The sequence below is a fragment of the Enterocloster sp. 210928-DFI.2.20 genome (assembly GCF_020554465.1).
GTDB classification, from domain to species: Bacteria; Bacillota; Clostridia; order Lachnospirales; family Lachnospiraceae; genus Enterocloster; species Enterocloster bolteae.
Window position 1 is genome coordinate 12,821 of record NZ_JAJCHK010000031.1, and the last position, 15,905, is coordinate 28,725.

Genomic DNA, 15,905 nt, shown 5'->3' on the forward strand with positions numbered 1-15,905 from the left:
AGGTCTGTACGTCATATTTGAGTTTAACCTTCGATTGCAATATACTTTTTCTCCTCCACGGCCGGTTTGGCTTCTTTCTTGGGAACCAGCATCTTCAGGGTGCCGTCCTCGAATTTGGCCTTGATGTCCTCCTGGGTCACTGCGTCACCTACATAAAAACTTCTGCTGCAGGATCCGCAGTAGCGCTCCCTGCGGATGTAGGTTCCGTTGGAATCCTTTTCATCCCTGCTGGAATCTGTTGTGGCCTGTATGGTCAGATAGCCGTCCTTGAGTTCCGCCTTTACATCCTCTTTCCTGACACCCGGCATGTTCATGGTTATCTCATAGCCATTCTCAGTATCCCTGATATCGGTATTCATCATATCGAATGTCTTGTGGCTGCCGAATGAGTAATCAAAAAAGTCATCCAATAAGTTTTCTCCAAAAATACTAGGCATCAACATATGTCATCTCTCCTTTATTTAATAATCTATGAGGTTGTTATATTGTACTGGAACCGCATAGGAAGGAAACTGTAAAACTTATCTCATCTCCTCTTACATTCCCTTCTCTATCTGTTCTATATGTAATATAACACGCGTTATTAGCAAAGTCAAGAGTCGAGTGCTAATTTCACACTTTTTTCACATTTCGTATTCATTTGGGCTGTTTTTTTCACTTTTGCAGATTTCCCGGTACGTATTTACACATTGGGCCTGACGGGTTCTGCCAGGGATTTAAAACCTTCCTCATGAAATCTTTATATATACCTCATGATTTGGATATGGAATCTTTAAACCGTATGGTGCTACTATCATGTCATCCAAAGAAGTAATTCGATATATAAAGGAGGCGTATTGATATGAAGAAGGAATTCTGGAGTGATATGGCGGGTTTGGGAATTATGTTATTAGTCATGTTGGGAGCGGCTGCGCTCCGGGCGTATATCTGGCTGTAACCCCTGCTATTGCCGTTTGACGGAGTGCGGATTTAACATCAATTTATCATTTTACATCCTGTGTTTTCCTTAAATCAGTCAAAAAACGTGAAATATTACAGGAAATCCAAAGATCTTACCATGGAAAAATCCATGCAGGGCTCCTATACTTATAACAACACCATATGACAAATCCGGCAGGAAACAGAAGCCGGTGATATGCAAAGGAGTGTAAGATTATGACAAGTATGTTAGTTAAGTTTGAACAGCCGGAACAGGTGGTAGATTTTGTGAATACGCTGAGCCATTATGACTGTGATGCAGATATCAAATATGGCAGCCGTATGGTAGACGCCAAGTCCGTTCTGGGAGTTCTTTACCTGGCGGTATCCCGCACAGTGGAGCTGATTCTTCACATTGATGAGGATGGCTCCGGGGATATAAAAAACAGACTTGCGAAATTTGCAGTATAGAAATTTGCAGTATAAACAGAACAGGATTCAAAAAAGCAGCCGGTTATGACTTAGCCGGCTGCTTTTGACTATCTGATTATAACTGTAATATTACAACTGTAACGGCGGCGGCGAACACGGCTGTATAGGCCAGCCCCAGAATTGCCAGACGCCAATATTCTTTTATAATTTTAAATGATTTCATACCGCATGCCTCCCGGATTTTATTTTATGCTTTTATTATATAAAATCCATGTAAATTCCAAGAGGCACATTTAGTAAATTCTTTGTAAAACAGTGTCTGGATATTAGGTTTTACCTTGCAGCTATCTGTTCCAGTACAGTATCTCGCCGTCATATTCCATGGTCAGATATTCTGTGTCATCCTCCGTTATCAGGTGGAGCGTCAGACTGTTTTGACTGTTCCCATGGTCTTCATAGGGCGTGATGGAGGCAGTAATGGAACTGCCTGTTTCAGTGGATCCGCCTGTCTCCGTACACTGCCCCTCTCCACCAGTTCCGATGCCGATATAATACTCAATCTCTCCGTTATCGCTGATTTCCAGGCTGTTGCCCATATGCAGGCCGGTTCCAAACATTTCCAGCAGAGAGCCATGCTGCCGTAGTCCGGCATCTGTTTTCGGCCCGTTCAGGGTCCAGGAACCGGCGGCCTGACGGATGATTTCCTCAGAAACAACACGGGTCTCACTTATGCTCTCTTTTGCCGATGGTTCCGCTGCTTTTAAGCTGTCCAGTTCCACGTCAAAAGATTGGTCCTGGATGATGCTGCCGCCGTTTGCAGCCGGGACCGTTTCATCACCGGCAGAATCCCCGGCCCGGGTGTCGGAATAAATATGAATCTCCTGGTCCGTCCCGTTACCGTCCGTCTTATCCTCATCCGCCCTGCCCTCATCCGCTCCGGCAGACTCTGTTCCTTCTGCCCCAACAGCAGCTCCATCCGCCCCGGTCCCCGCAGCAGGCTCTGACTTCAGGCCGCAGCCGGACAGAACCAGCAGCCCCAGCAGACTTGCGATGCAAAGTATTTTTCCTGAATTCCTCAATTTAAAATCCTCCCTCATGTAATCCATATAAAATCCGTCATCTCCAACGGTTATGTCTGGTTTTATTGTAAACAAAAAGGATGTAAGTATCAACTTAACATCCCTTTCATATATCTTAATTTTTCCGAAGTATATTTGGAAGTGGAAACCTCCGGTCATCAGGACAACGGCCCGGATGAAAGAAGAAAGTTGACATAAAAATGTTATGTCGACCACCGAGGGATTTTACAGCCCAATCCCCCCCGGCCTGCGCCTAACAATACCACTATTCAATAGGCGCCTGATAAAATCCGCCGTAAAAGTTTTCCGTTTTAATCATATTGACAATGACATGGGGATCCTGCTCCCGCATGAGATGCACAATGTCGTTCACCTCATAGGAGGACACCACGGTGTGAAGCAGATACATTTTCTTGTGACTGTAACCTCCCACCGCGTCCACACAGGATATGCCGTGTCTGTACTGTTTGACGTACTGGTTTATGATTTCCGGCGCCTTGGTGGTGGTAATCTGCAGTGTAACCCGTTCATACCTGTGATGGAAGGCAGAGATGGCTTTGGTGGATACGAACTGGAACAGGATGGAATATCCTGCGTACAGCCATCCGAACATGTATCCGAAGATGCAGAGAATCACGCAGTTGCCTGCAAATACATATTCCCATATGGACCTTCCTGTCTTATTGGAAACATACAGGGCAATGAAGTCCGTGCCGCCTGTGGAGGCATTTCCCCTTAAGGCAATGGCAATGGACAGCCCGTACAGAAAACCGCCGAAAACCACATCCAGCAGCACGTCATTGAACAGGGGCTGAAAGCTGCATATTTTCAGAAAAAAGCTGGCCAGGAACACCTGCAGCATGGAATAAAAGGTAAAACGCATGCTTATGCTTTTGCTGCAGAGGATGGCCACCGGTATATTGAGGACCAGCATTCCCAGGGAGGTGGAAATATTGTGCCCGTAGAGGGAGGCAATCCTGTCAATGAGGATAGCCACACCGGTAAATCCGCTGGACAGAAGGTTGGCCGGCCGTATAAATGCCTGGATTACATAGGTCTGCAGCAGGGCGGACGCCACGACAGCCAGGATGGTTATGAGCCTTCTCACCAGTATGTTCTTTTTGTATTTTGCTATCATGGCCTATCTCCCCAACTCCCCAAGGCTGTCTAGAAGCTTACGGACCAGTGCCTCTGACACCACGTCATAGCAGTTTTCATGGGGCGGCTCTGCAAAGCCGTAGGTCACCCCGTGGGAAGTGGTGGTGGGGTCTGTCATCCAGTCCTTGCAGGAGCTGTGAACCTGCCTTATTCCGGTCTCTTCCATGAGCGTTCTGGCATTGGAGGCATTGATGCCGCTTCCGGCCAGGATTTCTATGCTGTTTCCATAAGACGACTGAAGAGCACCAAGCAGAGCCTTTCCCTCGACAGCCTTTGGTTTCAGTCCGCTGGTCAAAAGACGGTCCGCACCCAGCTCAATCAGTGTCTCAATGGACTCATAGGGGTTGGAGGTGCAGTCAAAGGCCCGGTGGAATACAGCTTCCTTTCCATGGCTGTGGATAATGGAAATCATTCGGGCATTCCTCTCCCTGTCAATGGAGGCATCTTCCCTCAGACAGCCAAAGGCAATGCCGTCCGCTCCGTGGCGGACCAGATGTTCGCATTCCCTGAGCATCACATTAAAATCCTCTTCACTGTAACAGAATCCGCCACCTCTGGGCCGGACCATGGCAATTACCTTCACATTGCAGTGCTCCTTCACCAGTTCCAGGGATGCCAGGGAGGGCGTAAGCCCGCCCAGGTGCAGGGCACAGTTCAGTTCAATCCGTCCGGCTCCTCCGGACGCAGCCTGCATGGCATCATAGTAGCTGCCGCAGCATATCTCCAACATATAAAAACCTCTCCTTCTTCCTGTCCGCCGGCACAGTACCGGCAAAAAGCCTAAAGCTGTGCCAGACGGTACAGAGCCAGTGCATATATTTTTGCGTTGGTTACCAGGTCGTCCACGGTCATCCACTCATTTGGATTGTGGCTGATTCCCTTTTGGCCCGGAAAGCTGGGACCGAATGGGACGATACCGGGCATGGCCTTGGCATAGGTTCCGCCGGTGGTGGTTACGGGAGTGCCGTTCATGCCGGTGACCCGCTCATAGCTGTCCTGCATAGCTTTTACCATAGGCGTATCCTTGGCAAAAACCACAGGATCATAATTTTGTACCAGCTCTGCCTTCAGACCGCAGCTCTCAGCCTTTTCCGTTATGGGCTTCATGATTTCCCGGATGGTGATACCGCCCGGATAGCTTAAGGTGGCCTCAAAGTATACCGTGTTTGCCGCGTTTCCGTTTCCGGCACTTACTTCTGTGTTTTTGTTTCCGGCATTTACACGGCGGATGTTCCCTTGACCGGCCTTCCAGACGGGATCTAATCCCAGTCTGTAACCGCGCATCTCCATCATACCATATTCTTCATGGTAATAGTCAATACCCAATCGGTCGCCTGTATTGCCTGCTCCGATAAAATATTTGTTTACAAAGTCGAAAAATGTACCCAGGCATTCCCTTGTGCCGGTGATGCGCACCACTGCCCTTCCCCGCTCGCTGTATACTACAGGATATTTGCAGTCCGGCGTAAATCCGTAAACAGGAGGCTTTTCTTTTGACAGATAGTATCTGAGATCCTCAAAACCCGTTTCCTCGTCACCTCCGAAGATGATGCGCACCGGATGCCTGAGGGGAAGCCCCAGCGCCCTGACCGCGGCCAGGCCGTAGAGGCATGCCATGACTGGCCCTTTATTGTCCAATACTCCCCTGCTGTATATGACTCCGTTTTCCATATGGCCGTTAAAAGGAGGCTCCTTCCAGCCCTCTCCGGCCGGCACCACATCCACATGTCCCATGGCGCAGACATAGTCTTCTCCCCTGCCATAGAATGCGTATCCGATGTATCCGTCCAAATCCACAGTCTCAAAGCCCATATCCCTGCTGATGGATAGCGCCAGGTCCAGGGCCTTCTTTACACCGGGACCAAAGGGAGCCCCATCCCGGGCCTCCCTTTCCACGCTGTCAATACGCACCATCTGACGAACATGCTCCACCAGCTGGTCCCGGTTTTCATCGATATAGTCCAGAAGCATTCTGTCAATCTGATTCTGTTCATCCATATTCCTATTCCTCAATGGGCGCCATGCGCGTCTTCATATAGTTTTCCATCCACTCATCCGATGCCTTTTCGTAGGTACAGCGGCCGTCCTCCTGGCGGGTCACCAGATACACGGTTGGTTCCAGGGCCTCTGTGACAACGGCAAAGGAAAATCCCTTTATGTTGGTGGCTACGCCCCACTCCCCCTTTGGGTTCATGGCTATAAGGGATAAATCCCCCGCCTCGCCCCTGCGTTCCTTAAGCTCTGCGTCCAGGCGGGCCACGGCGGTCTCACAGGCTTTTTGGGGATGCATACCCTCCCCCATGAGACGGACGATTTCATAGGAAATACAGCCCTTCATCAGGTCCTCGCCCAGGCCCGTGGCACTGGCAGCGCCTTTTTTGCTGTCAGCATAGAAACCGGATCCGGATATGGGAGAGTCTCCTACTCTGCCTTTTTTCTTCATAAAGAGACCGCTGGTGGAGGTGGCGGCTGTCATTTTGCCGCTCATGTCCAGGCAGGCCATGCCCACGGTATCGTGGCCTGAGTATGGCTTAAGCTTTCCGGAGGCTTCCTGGAGGGCCGCCTGGTCGGACATTTCCTTTAAACGCTTTCTGTAATGGGCCTTTGCCCGGTCCGTCAGCATATTTTTGCGCTCAAATCCCTCCTTATGGGCGAATTTTTCAGCACCCTCCGCCACCAGCAGGCTGTTGACCTTTTCACGGCTCAGACGCCTGGCAATGGACACAGGATTGGCAAAGTCCCTGATGGCCGCAACAGCGCCTATATCCAGGGTATTGCCGTCCATAAAGGCGGCATCCATCTCCACCTCCATCTCCTCGTTTGGAAGCCCGCCGTAGCCCACAGATTTATAGTAAGGAAAATCCTCCACTTCCCGGATAGCAGACTCGACGGCATCTCCTGCGTCCCCGCCGTCCTTCAGCATTTCGGCGCCCTTAGTAATTCCTTCCACTGCCATGCGCCAGGTTGCAATCATACCCCACATCCTATATATCCTCCTCTATTTGAAACAGAATTTATGTTCCAGTTCCGCTGTATCGCTGCCGTCAGCCAGTGCCTTTGCCAGTGTGCACATGTTCTTAAGCGCGTCGTTTAGTCCCATTCCGCCCTTCTTTGGAGTTTCCACAATGGCCACCTTATCCTTGTAGGCGGCGATGGTATCCTTGTTCTCAACAGACATGGCTGCAAATGCCTTTGCCTTTGTGGTAGCGTTGATGTCGCATGCCACCTTGGCGCACATGCCCGCATAGTCAGCGAAGTTAAAGGCAGGGCCGCACATAACCACATCCGGCTGCAGCTTGTTTACCATGGCGCAGAGCTTGCGGCTGACCTCCTCCGGGTCAGCTAAGAAGGTTCCGTTGCCGCAGCACAGGCAGGCTGTCACATGGCCGTCCACCTTATTTAAGAAGGGCTCCATCATAACTGCGGGACCAATAGGCTCCTTTTTGCCTGTTAGGGGAACCATTGTGTCATCTTTTGTTCCAAGACCGGACTGTATCTGGTCGTATATCATAATAATTTTCATTATCTTCACCTCATATTCTTGTATCCCCACAGGGATTGTCAAAGGATGGACGGACCGTCAAAGGCAGCCGGCCTACAGGTCGTCAAAGGAAAGGTCGTCAAAGTCAATGTCATCGTCATCTGATTTGTCAGAAGCCTTGGCCTCATCTTCCAGATACTGCTTATCCATCATCTTAATAAACGGCATATAGATGAATACTCCCAGTATGAGAAGAAGCAGCTGCAGTACAGCTCCCTGCCATCCTGTTGCCAGGAATCCGGACAGTACCACGGGCATGGTCCATGGAATGGCGACGCCTGTACAGAGGGGAACCAGACCAATGCTCATGCAGAAATAGGAAATTACGATGTTTATAGTGGGCACCAGCATGAAGGGAATGAGAATCATTGGGTTCAGCACAATGGGAAGGCCGAATACAAGAGGTTCATTGATGCCGAATACGCCGGGGATAAACGCCAGTTTGCCTAATTCCTTGATACGTTTGGAGTGGCAGAATAAAAGCATTGCAATGAGCAGCGACAATGTAGAACCGCATCCTCCAAAGGTTGCGAACAAATCCTGGAACTGCTGGGAAATAATATTGGGCAGCGGCTGGCCTGCCTGGAATGCAGCCAGGTTGTCGGCGGACAGTGTCTGAAGGATGGGATTGAACACAGCGCCTACAACGGAACCGCCGTTCACTCCAAAGAACCAGAAGAAGTGAAGGAATATATATGCGATTACCATGGCCGGAAGTGTATTGCCCAATTTTAAAAGCGGTGTCTGTAAAATTGTAAAGATGAAGTTAAATGCGTTTTTATAAGGCGTCATTGCAAACACGATATTCATGATAAAGAATACCAGTATAGACACACCTGCAGGAATCAGGGCCGAGAATGACTTTGATACCGTAGGAGGAACGCCGTCAGGCATTTTGATAACCCAGCCCTTTTTGTTTACCCATGCATAAATATGGACTGACAGGAAGGCCACGATGATTCCCACGAAAATACCCTTGGACCCCACCCAGTTTAACGGAATTCCGGTGACGCTGGAACCGCCGTCCACAAGAATCTCATAGGGCATGATGAGGAACCAGCTTACCAGGGCAATGGCTGCTCCGAACAGCTTATCTACGTTCATCTGCTCCGCGAAGGAATAGCCAATGCCTATAACGGCCAGCACTGCCATGATGGAGAAGGTGGCGTCAGTGGGCTTTGAAAAATAGGATGCCCAGTTGTCCCCGAAAAACCGCGCCCAGAAATCCGTCCATCCCGGTATTGGGAAGTTGGCAACCAGCAGGAAAAAGGACCCTACGATTAACAGCGGCATGGACAGCAGGAAGCCGTCACGGATGGCAATGAGATATTTATTTTTTCCGATTTTCTCTGCCAGCGGCATGAGTACGGACTCTAACTTATTTAGCATGATTCATGTTCCCCCATTTCAACTATGATTGTTTTAGCACAGGCGGGCTAAGATGCTGCGCCGGACTGTTATTTTGCTGCTTTCATGAGCTTGATCGCTGATTTCAGTACTTTCTCACCGTTCATCATACCGTAATCCGTCTGATCGATAACCTGAATCGGAATGCCCTTGTCGCCGTACTTTTCAACAATCTCGCCATAGCGGTATTTGACCTGGGGCCCTAAGAGAATCACATCCGGGTGCTTCTCATCAATAATCTGGCCAATCTTTCCGTCCGGGAATGCCTCTACTTCAATGGGAAGGTCATGGGAATTGGCTACGTCCTGCATCTTGCTTGCCAGCATACTGGTGGACATTCCTGCGCTGCAAAATAAATATACTCGTTTCATGATTAAATCCTCCTTGATATCTATATAGTTTCCTTTTATTGTTCCTGTTTTATACCGATGGGTAAAATACGGTGTATGAATTAACGGTTTTCCAGCTTTTTTTCCAGTTCAGCGATTCGCTCGTAGCTGGCAATCATCTCTTCCGCGATGATTTTAAAGCCTTCCGCACTCATGAGCTGGTCTTCCGCATGAACCAGAATCATGGAGCCGCCTACCTGCTCTCCCTGTGCTTCCTTCTGAATCAGTTCAAAGTGGGCCTCATGTCCAACCAGGAACATCTCCTGGCCTGCCTTTATACATTCCCTGGCTCCCTCAAAGTCTCCCTGCTTTGCTTTCTGGATTGCTTCGATGTAGCTGGAACGCGCGCCTCCCACATTGGAGATAATCTTGAAGCAAATCATTTCTAATCCCTCTACCATTTTGCTGCCTCCTTATTGTTTTTGAAACGAGAAAATGCAACAAAACCATTCTGTTTGCTGCATTTCTTATTAAGTTGCCTTAATTATAAGGCAGTTATTCACTTTTTTTCATTAAAGACATTTCCTAGCTGTTAGGAAATTCAACCCATAATTCTGTCAATAAATTCCTCATAGCTGCATGGAGCCACTAATTTTGCCAGCTCCTCCGGCTGGTTTACCACATTGGATACCCAGTCAAAGAAAATTTTAATCATTCTGGCATCCCCTTCGTTGATGGCGAAAAGCATGACCAGACGCACCTCAAAGGCTCCCCATTTCACCGGATTCTTAAGCTGTGCCACGGCAATGGTGGAATTTCTGGCAAAGGCGCCAAAGGCATGGGGAATGGCAAATGTGTTCACAAAGGAGGTGGGCGACATCTGCTCCCTCTTTAAGACCACTTCCGTGAATTCCGGTTCCACGATGCCCTCTTTTTCCAGGCCCGCGCACAGCATACGGATGATTTCTTCCGGCTGGTCCATGTCTACCTGGGAGTGATAATGCTCTTTTCGTATCAGGTTCCCGATATGGGATGTAAACTCCAGACGGAAGCCTTTTTTATCCAGCCGGTTAATGGCCTGGAGAATCTTTGACTCTGTTTCCGAGTCCACAAACAGGTTAATGGAAACAGTCTCCACATCCAGTCCGTGCTCCAGTGGAAAGGTGCTGAGAAGTAAATCCGGGTCCAGGGCCGATACCTCATCCTCCTCAAAATAGCCGAATGCCTTTACCACTTCCATACGTTCGCGGAACATGTCGGATATCTTCTTCACGCACATGTCGGAAAAAGACTGGTTGTGGGGCAGAATCATCACAGCCCTGTACTTTCTCACGGAATTCATGCGCTCACTGGCAGCTCCCAGGTGAAGGGCAATGTAACAGCTTTCCACATCTGATATGGGCCGTTCCAGCCGCTGCTCCAGAAACTCCAGCACATAGATTCCCATTTCAAAAACAAGGGGATATTTGCGCTTGATTTCCTCCACAAACACATCCTCCATCCGCACCTGGTTCTTGACACGTTCGATGAGTCCGTGAAAATGCATTTTAAGCCCTGCCACCAAATCTGCGTCCTGCCTGAAATCCAGGCCGAACAGGGCATAGACCTGTTCCAGGGCTTCAGCCACCAGCTTCTTGGTATTCATCCATTTTCCGTTGTAATTGACAAAATCGCTGGTATAGTTGGAAGCCCGCCTGCCCATGATTACCAGGGCGAACATGCCCACCTCGCCGTCGTGGACCGTTATGTGCAGCCGCTTGGAAATGCGGTCAAAGAAGGTCTGGGCTATCTGGTACTCAATGGTATCCTCCAGCCCCTGCATTCCCTCCTCCATATTGATGTAATTGGCGCAGTTCATCCGTTCAATGCTGGTCCCCGCATGGAGAATCAGCATGGGAAACATGGACTCATGGATGGAATAGTCGTATTCCTCCAGCACATCCACAAAGATATCCTTGACCTCAATCAGGTTAAAACTTCTGTAGAGATGGGCCAGGGTGTTCAGATTAAGAAAGTTCTCCTGCACCTCAGCTACCAATAAATCCCGGTAAAAACGGCGCTTGCTGGCCTCGTCTCCCTTTAAGGAGATGCATTCCTTGTTCCGCACCAGCTTCAGGCCGCTGTATGGCTCCAGCATCTTTCGTATGCGCTTTAAATCATTGTCAATGGAATAACCGCTGACATAGATCTGGCTCTGGAGCATGGTAAGGTTCAGCTCCTTTACCTCAAACAGCAGCTTTTGTATCATGTATGCACAGCGGGCGCCAGGAGTCTGGGGAATGTCTGCCTCCCTTGTCTCTGCCCCTGACGCCAGGGCAGGCCGTGCCTCCTCGCACAGCCTGTATCCCTGACGCACATTGGACTCAATGGGCGGCGGGTCCGTGTGCTTATTGATGGCCTCCACATCGGAACGGATGGTCCGGTCCGACACCTGCAGAAGGCCGGCCAGCTGCCGGCTGGTCATCCAGTCCCTCCGCTCTGATAATATGGCAAGCAGCTGTTCCTGTCTTTTATTCTGCATGGTTAAACTCCTTCTCTTACAGTCTTATACAATACGGAATGCGAACACCTTCCAGGGCTCGATATAGTCTAATAGTACATGTTCATACTCAGGCAGATGTCCAATCACGTTCTTGCGGCCGTCATTGGGCATATCCTTTGTGACGATGTGGAGCTCTCCTTTGTATTTCAGGTAACCGTCATTGAGAATGACCACATCGCCCGGCCGTAAGTCCCTGGTGTTGCCAGCCGGAATGGACTGGTCTGCAAATGTTACCCTGGGCCAGGTGGATCGGATCATGTATTCGCTCATATCCCCTCTCACCATATGCTTTGGCTCATAGTCCAGGATCTGTTTCTCTGTGTCCGTCAGCTCCTTTTCCAGTTCAATGCCGAAGGTAAGGATGCTGGGATTGACTGCTGCGCAGGCATGGAGCTCCTCGTCCGTTGCATAGGCATTGGCAATCAGCACATCATCTACCATGCCGGTGGCAAACATATGGCGCACCTGGAAATCCAGAGAAAGGCCGCGGTGCATTTCCAGGGTGCAGAGTCCTTCGTTTAAAGGCCATGGACCGTAAGCTCCGGGCGCATTGCTGGATACAAAGGCAGCCACCTTAAGACCCAGTGACTTCATCTTGTCATTGCACCTGTTAAAATGCTTCAGGCTCAGTCCTGTGTATGCCTGCGGATAAAAGTTATGGCAGGTAATTAACTTCTCACGGTCCGGATGGTGATCCATGATGTTTTCCACATAGACCAGCTTGGTGCTGGCATTCAGCTCCAGCTTCAGCCCCTGCGGATTATAGGTCATAAGGCTTTCCTTCATGCCGTCAAAACCCTCGTCCAGCCGGATGCCGTCCACATGCATTTCCCGGAACACAGACAGGTCCTCATAGGAGATTCCCAACCTTGAAAATACGGAGGGGCTTACATCCGGAATGATTTCCATACCGCAGGCATGGGCTTCGTCAGCCAGACGGCGGAACTGTCCGATGATTTCCTCACCGCTCTTTTCACCAACACTTAAAAGACAGGTAAAAATCCTCTTATAACCCAGTTTACCTGCCTTTCTGATATACGCTATATCCTGTTCTTCTGTGGAATGCTCCGGATAAATAGAAATACCTAATCTTGCCATAATAATAACCCCTCTTTCCAGATTTGAACTGCAAAGCAGTTCTTTGATATTAACTATAGCCTGTCAAGAGGGGATTTTGCGGTAAATCCGTTTCCTAGCTGTTAGGAAACGGATTTATTATATCATAGCCGCCTGTCAGAGCGTATTTATAAAATGGTGCGTATGAGTCCTTTTAGGAAACCGGAGGCCTGGCCCTCGTCAGGTCCTTCCACCGTAAGCTCCAGGCTTTCTCCCTGGTGTGCGCCCAGGCTCATGAGAGCAAGGACATTCTTACAGTCCGCTGTACCCTTTTGGCTTTTAAGGGTTATACGGCTCTCATATTCCGCGGCCGCCCTGCTCAGACTCATAGCATTGGTAGCATGAAGCCCCTGCTTGTCAGATACTACATATTTATAACTTATCATTTCATCATCACCCTTAATTTATTCTCCCCCCATTTTAACATAGTTAACTTTTCTTGACAACCAGGTGTGTTGACAGGTAGAATAGAAAAAGCCGTGCAGCATTCCGGTAAAGATAAAATACCGAAGGCGCTGAAACGGCAGAGAAAGAAAAGACCAAAAAGAAAAGACCAGAAAGGATTGGTTGGAACCCACATGAAATTACAGCGTCTTCTGAGCCTGACACGCCAGGCTCTTGATACATACGGGCTGATTCAGGACGGTGACCGTATCGCCATAGGAGTGTCCGGCGGAAAGGACAGCCTGACATTGCTCCATGCCCTTCATCATCTGAGGAGGTTTTACCCTGAAAAATATGAACTGTGCGCTATTACGGTGGATTTGGGGCTTGGCAATATGGATTTGGAACCGGTGGCAGCTATGTGCCGGGAATTTGAGATTCCATATGAAATCATCTCCACAGAAATCGGCGCGGTCCTCTTTGATATCCGCAAGGAAACCAACCCCTGTTCTCTTTGTGCCAAGATGCGAAAAGGCGCTCTCAATGAAAAGGCCAAGGAGATGGGATGCAACAAGATTGCCTATGCTCATCACAGGGATGATGTGATCGAGACCATGATGATGTCACTGTTCTATGAGGGAAGGTTCCACTCCTTCTCACCCCTTACCTATCTGGACCGCATGGATCTGACCGTCATCCGTCCCATGATTTTTGTCACGGAGGCAGATGTCATAGGATTCCGGAACAAATACCAGCTTCCTGTATGCAAAAACCCATGCCCCATGGACGGATACACAAAGCGGCAGTATATTAAGGAGCTGATACACAGGCTGCAGGAGGACAATCCTCATATAAAAGACTGTATGTTCCGGGCAATCCTTGACGGCAGCATAAAAGGATGGCCCCAGGCGTTGAAATAATGCCTGAGGCCATCCTTTTGCACTTCCCCTGTGCTTCTATTCCGGGGCGGTCTTTGATGCCGGGTACTGCTTCAGATACCGGTACTGCTTTAGATGCCGGGTACTGCTTCAGATACCGGAACCTGCTTTAGATTCCTGGTCCGCCCTCGTCCGTACCGCTTTGGGCCTGGCCAGGGCCGTTGTCCTGGCTTCCTGGTCCAGGGCTGCTGCCGCCGGAATCAGATTCGGAGCCAGGGGAGGAACCGGAGCCCGGCTTCTCTGTCTCAGGGGCCTTTGTGGGATGGCTGCCGGAAGGTTCTGCGGCGCCGCTGCCGCCCGGGCCGCTGCTTCCCGGTCCCTGTTCCTCATCCGTATGTTTGGTGCTTTCAGGAGCCTTTGTGGGTTTACCTGATACGCCCGGCCCCACTTCTTCGGTCTCTTCTGTTTCTTCGGTACTCTCCTGGGTTGTCTCCTCTGTCTCTTCCGTCTCCCCGGTACTCTCCTGCGTTGTCTCCACAGGCGCTGTTGTTTCGGGCGGAGGTGTCTCTGCCGGTACATTCTGAGCAGGCGCCTTATCTCCTGATGAACTTCCTCCTGAGGAGCCGCCTCCGGAAGGAGCTGCCTTGCCCTCCTCATAAAGCCCTGTTTCTTCCGAGATATGGGCGCTGATTTTACGGACAGCGGAGGATGGACTGTAGGACGTCTCCTGGCCGTACAGGAACTGATGAAGAAGGACTACATTGCTTTCCAGGGTGGTGGGCACCACGCAGTCCATCTTTCCGATTTTCATGGTCTGCCTTGAGAATGGGAAACCGGCAGTCTCTCCGATGTGATACTTACCGATATCCTTTGCCAGAGGCAGTACATCGTCTACTCCTACGCTGGTGGAAATTTCCTGCACCATGTAGCCTGCCAGCGAGGTCAGAGTTGAGAGGTCAGCCTGCTTTGCTTTTGCCAGGGCAAGCTCTACCACCTTTCTCTGGCGCTCCGTTCTCTGGAAATCCGTATCCATGAGACGCAGACGGCTGTAGGCCACAGCCTGGACGCCGTCTAAATGGTTCATCCCGGCCTGCTCCAGCTGATAGGAACCAATACCTGTTGAATTGACGGTTTCTGTAATGAAGCCGTTGATATACTTAAATTCCGCAGGCGTGATTTCCAGGTCTATGCCGCCCAGAATGTTGATGGCCTCAGCCACTGACTTCCAGTTAAAGGTGGCATAGTCATCAATCTTGATATCCAGGTTTTCCTCCAGGGCTGACACTGCCTGCTTATGTCCACCCTTAAAGTATGCTTCATTAATTTTATGATAGGTTCCCTCTGAATTGATTTTCAGGTATGTATCCCTGTAAACGCTGACAAGGCGGATTTCCCCTGTAGCTCTGTCAATGCTGCATATCATCTGAACATCTGCCAGTGCGTTTTTTGTATTGCCATCTCTGCTGTCCACTCCAAAAACAGCTATATTCCAGTAGCCTGTAGGTTTGTGAAGGAACAGCCAGGCTCCATACCCTATGAATGCAACCAGAAGGAGCAAAAGAATCCCCTTCCATCTGCCTTTTTTACGTCGTTTTGCCATTTGTCCCTGCTGCCGTCCGGCAGATGTCCTGCCCCTTTCCATAGTATCCTGCTGCCTTTTTGCGGTGCGCCCCTGATTTCTTGAAACGGACGGTGCTGTTCTGGCCCGGTCCTGATTAGAGGAGGCACTTCCCGGCTGACGGGATTTCCTGCCCTGGGCATTTCTGTTTCCCGCGGACTGCGCCTGACGCCGTCCTTCGGCAGAACCAGACGAACCATAAGAGGATCTAAGCCGGCGGGCGGGCATGGGAGGTTCGTCGTCCAGATAGTCCTCCATGGGAAAATCAATCTGCCTGTCCTCTTCTGCGTCGTATTCCTCACCGTAATAGTACTCCTCGTCATACTCCTCGCGGCCGTCATAGGATTGTCTGGCACTTCTGCGCTCACCGGCTGGCTGTACAGGCCTCGGATATGCCCTGCTGCTCTGTCTGCCGCCTTCCTGCCTGCCGCTGCCTCTTCTGGCACGTGCCCTCATGCGTTCCAGCTCATCATCATTTTCTCTGTTATTCATGATTATACTCC

At 50.0% G+C, this 15,905-nt stretch carries 16 protein-coding genes; 2 read left to right on the forward strand and 14 right to left on the reverse strand.

Going from position 1 to position 15,905, the window contains the following annotated elements; genetic code table 11:
* Positions 1-23: 23 nt before the first annotated feature.
* The gene (locus LI015_RS21745) at positions 24-443 is read right to left on the reverse strand and encodes an Hsp20/alpha crystallin family protein (protein ID WP_002567696.1); all 420 of its coding nucleotides are present in this window, start codon (positions 441-443) and stop codon (positions 24-26) included.
* A gap of 712 nt (positions 444-1,155) precedes the next feature.
* Between LI015_RS21745 and LI015_RS21750 the strand changes: the two genes are divergently transcribed.
* The gene (locus LI015_RS21750) at positions 1,156-1,389 is read left to right on the forward strand and encodes an HPr family phosphocarrier protein (RefSeq protein WP_002567698.1); all 234 of its coding nucleotides are present in this window, start codon (positions 1,156-1,158) and stop codon (positions 1,387-1,389) included.
* 305 nt (positions 1,390-1,694) lie between these two features.
* Here LI015_RS21750 and LI015_RS21755 read toward each other — a convergent pair whose 3' ends face one another.
* The 12 genes from LI015_RS21755 to LI015_RS21810 form a co-directional block, all read right to left on the reverse strand.
* Entirely contained in the window at positions 1,695-2,429 is a 735-nt protein-coding gene (locus LI015_RS21755; protein ID WP_227126372.1) for a hypothetical protein, read from the reverse strand.
* A gap of 265 nt (positions 2,430-2,694) precedes the next feature.
* A complete protein-coding gene (locus tag LI015_RS21760; protein ID WP_195632024.1) occupies positions 2,695-3,567 on the reverse strand; it encodes a YitT family protein in 873 nt (290 codons plus the stop codon).
* 3 nt (positions 3,568-3,570) lie between these two features.
* On the reverse strand, positions 3,571-4,317 hold the full coding sequence (locus LI015_RS21765; RefSeq protein ID WP_002567702.1) for a copper homeostasis protein CutC: 747 nt from the start codon (positions 4,315-4,317) through the stop codon (positions 3,571-3,573).
* Positions 4,318-4,367: 50 nt separating this feature from the next.
* Positions 4,368-5,585: a Sapep family Mn(2+)-dependent dipeptidase gene (locus tag LI015_RS21770; protein WP_227126373.1), complete on the reverse strand. Its 1,218-nt coding sequence runs from the start codon at positions 5,583-5,585 to the stop codon at positions 4,368-4,370.
* 4 nt (positions 5,586-5,589) lie between these two features.
* Positions 5,590-6,570 (reverse strand): N(4)-(beta-N-acetylglucosaminyl)-L-asparaginase, encoded by a 981-nt coding sequence (locus LI015_RS21775; RefSeq protein ID WP_227126374.1) that lies wholly within the window; start codon positions 6,568-6,570, stop codon positions 5,590-5,592.
* A 15-nt stretch (positions 6,571-6,585) separates the two neighbouring features.
* Positions 6,586-7,110 carry a GrdB-related putative oxidoreductase gene (locus LI015_RS21780; RefSeq protein ID WP_002567705.1) on the reverse strand — a complete coding sequence of 175 codons (525 nt, stop codon included), beginning with the start codon at positions 7,108-7,110 and terminating at the stop codon, positions 6,586-6,588.
* A 72-nt stretch (positions 7,111-7,182) separates the two neighbouring features.
* Positions 7,183-8,517 (reverse strand): PTS cellobiose transporter subunit IIC, encoded by a 1,335-nt coding sequence (gene celB / locus LI015_RS21785; protein ID WP_002567706.1) that lies wholly within the window; start codon positions 8,515-8,517, stop codon positions 7,183-7,185.
* 68 nt (positions 8,518-8,585) lie between these two features.
* Entirely contained in the window at positions 8,586-8,906 is a 321-nt protein-coding gene (locus LI015_RS21790) for a PTS sugar transporter subunit IIB (RefSeq protein WP_002567707.1), read from the reverse strand.
* Between the two features lie 80 nt (positions 8,907-8,986).
* A complete protein-coding gene (locus LI015_RS21795) occupies positions 8,987-9,325 on the reverse strand; it encodes a PTS lactose/cellobiose transporter subunit IIA (RefSeq protein WP_002567708.1) in 339 nt (112 codons plus the stop codon).
* A gap of 140 nt (positions 9,326-9,465) precedes the next feature.
* Positions 9,466-11,385 (reverse strand): BglG family transcription antiterminator, encoded by a 1,920-nt coding sequence (locus LI015_RS21800; protein WP_002567709.1) that lies wholly within the window; start codon positions 11,383-11,385, stop codon positions 9,466-9,468.
* A 24-nt stretch (positions 11,386-11,409) separates the two neighbouring features.
* The gene (locus LI015_RS21805) at positions 11,410-12,504 is read right to left on the reverse strand and encodes a DUF871 domain-containing protein (protein ID WP_227126375.1); all 1,095 of its coding nucleotides are present in this window, start codon (positions 12,502-12,504) and stop codon (positions 11,410-11,412) included.
* Between the two features lie 146 nt (positions 12,505-12,650).
* Positions 12,651-12,908, reverse strand: a complete 258-nt coding sequence (locus LI015_RS21810) for an HPr family phosphocarrier protein (protein WP_054354278.1) — start codon at positions 12,906-12,908, stop codon at positions 12,651-12,653.
* Positions 12,909-13,100: 192 nt separating this feature from the next.
* On the opposite strand from LI015_RS21810, the gene LI015_RS21815 reads away from it, so the two are divergent.
* On the forward strand, positions 13,101-13,826 hold the full coding sequence (locus tag LI015_RS21815) for a tRNA 2-thiocytidine(32) synthetase TtcA (RefSeq protein WP_002567712.1): 726 nt from the start codon (positions 13,101-13,103) through the stop codon (positions 13,824-13,826).
* Positions 13,827-13,953: 127 nt separating this feature from the next.
* On the opposite strand, the gene LI015_RS21820 is transcribed toward LI015_RS21815, so the two are convergent.
* Positions 13,954-15,894 (reverse strand): LCP family protein, encoded by a 1,941-nt coding sequence (locus LI015_RS21820; RefSeq protein WP_118018743.1) that lies wholly within the window; start codon positions 15,892-15,894, stop codon positions 13,954-13,956.
* Positions 15,895-15,905: the final 11 nt, after the last annotated feature.

What these genes read in the sequence shown, in the direction of transcription:
- LI015_RS21780 (WP_002567705.1), bottom strand. Translation starts at nt 7,110, where the DNA reads ATGAAAATTATTATGATATACGACCAGATACAGTCCGGTCTTGGAACA.
- LI015_RS21770 (WP_227126373.1), bottom strand. Translation starts at nt 5,585, where the DNA reads ATGGATGAACAGAATCAGATTGACAGAATGCTTCTGGACTATATCGAT.
- LI015_RS21765 (WP_002567702.1), bottom strand. Translation starts at nt 4,317, where the DNA reads ATGTTGGAGATATGCTGCGGCAGCTACTATGATGCCATGCAGGCTGCG.
- LI015_RS21760 (WP_195632024.1), bottom strand. Translation starts at nt 3,567, where the DNA reads ATGATAGCAAAATACAAAAAGAACATACTGGTGAGAAGGCTCATAACC.
- LI015_RS21790 (WP_002567707.1), bottom strand. Translation starts at nt 8,906, where the DNA reads ATGAAACGAGTATATTTATTTTGCAGCGCAGGAATGTCCACCAGTATG.
- LI015_RS21745 (WP_002567696.1), bottom strand. Translation starts at nt 443, where the DNA reads ATGTTGATGCCTAGTATTTTTGGAGAAAACTTATTGGATGACTTTTTT.
- LI015_RS21820 (WP_118018743.1), bottom strand. Translation starts at nt 15,894, where the DNA reads ATGAATAACAGAGAAAATGATGATGAGCTGGAACGCATGAGGGCACGT.
- LI015_RS21810 (WP_054354278.1), bottom strand. Translation starts at nt 12,908, where the DNA reads ATGATAAGTTATAAATATGTAGTATCTGACAAGCAGGGGCTTCATGCT.
- celB (WP_002567706.1), bottom strand. Translation starts at nt 8,517, where the DNA reads ATGCTAAATAAGTTAGAGTCCGTACTCATGCCGCTGGCAGAGAAAATC.
- LI015_RS21795 (WP_002567708.1), bottom strand. Translation starts at nt 9,325, where the DNA reads ATGGTAGAGGGATTAGAAATGATTTGCTTCAAGATTATCTCCAATGTG.
- LI015_RS21775 (WP_227126374.1), bottom strand. Translation starts at nt 6,570, where the DNA reads ATGTGGGGTATGATTGCAACCTGGCGCATGGCAGTGGAAGGAATTACT.
- LI015_RS21800 (WP_002567709.1), bottom strand. Translation starts at nt 11,385, where the DNA reads ATGCAGAATAAAAGACAGGAACAGCTGCTTGCCATATTATCAGAGCGG.
- LI015_RS21805 (WP_227126375.1), bottom strand. Translation starts at nt 12,504, where the DNA reads ATGGCAAGATTAGGTATTTCTATTTATCCGGAGCATTCCACAGAAGAA.
- LI015_RS21750 (WP_002567698.1), top strand. Translation starts at nt 1,156, where the DNA reads ATGACAAGTATGTTAGTTAAGTTTGAACAGCCGGAACAGGTGGTAGAT.
- LI015_RS21815 (WP_002567712.1), top strand. Translation starts at nt 13,101, where the DNA reads ATGAAATTACAGCGTCTTCTGAGCCTGACACGCCAGGCTCTTGATACA.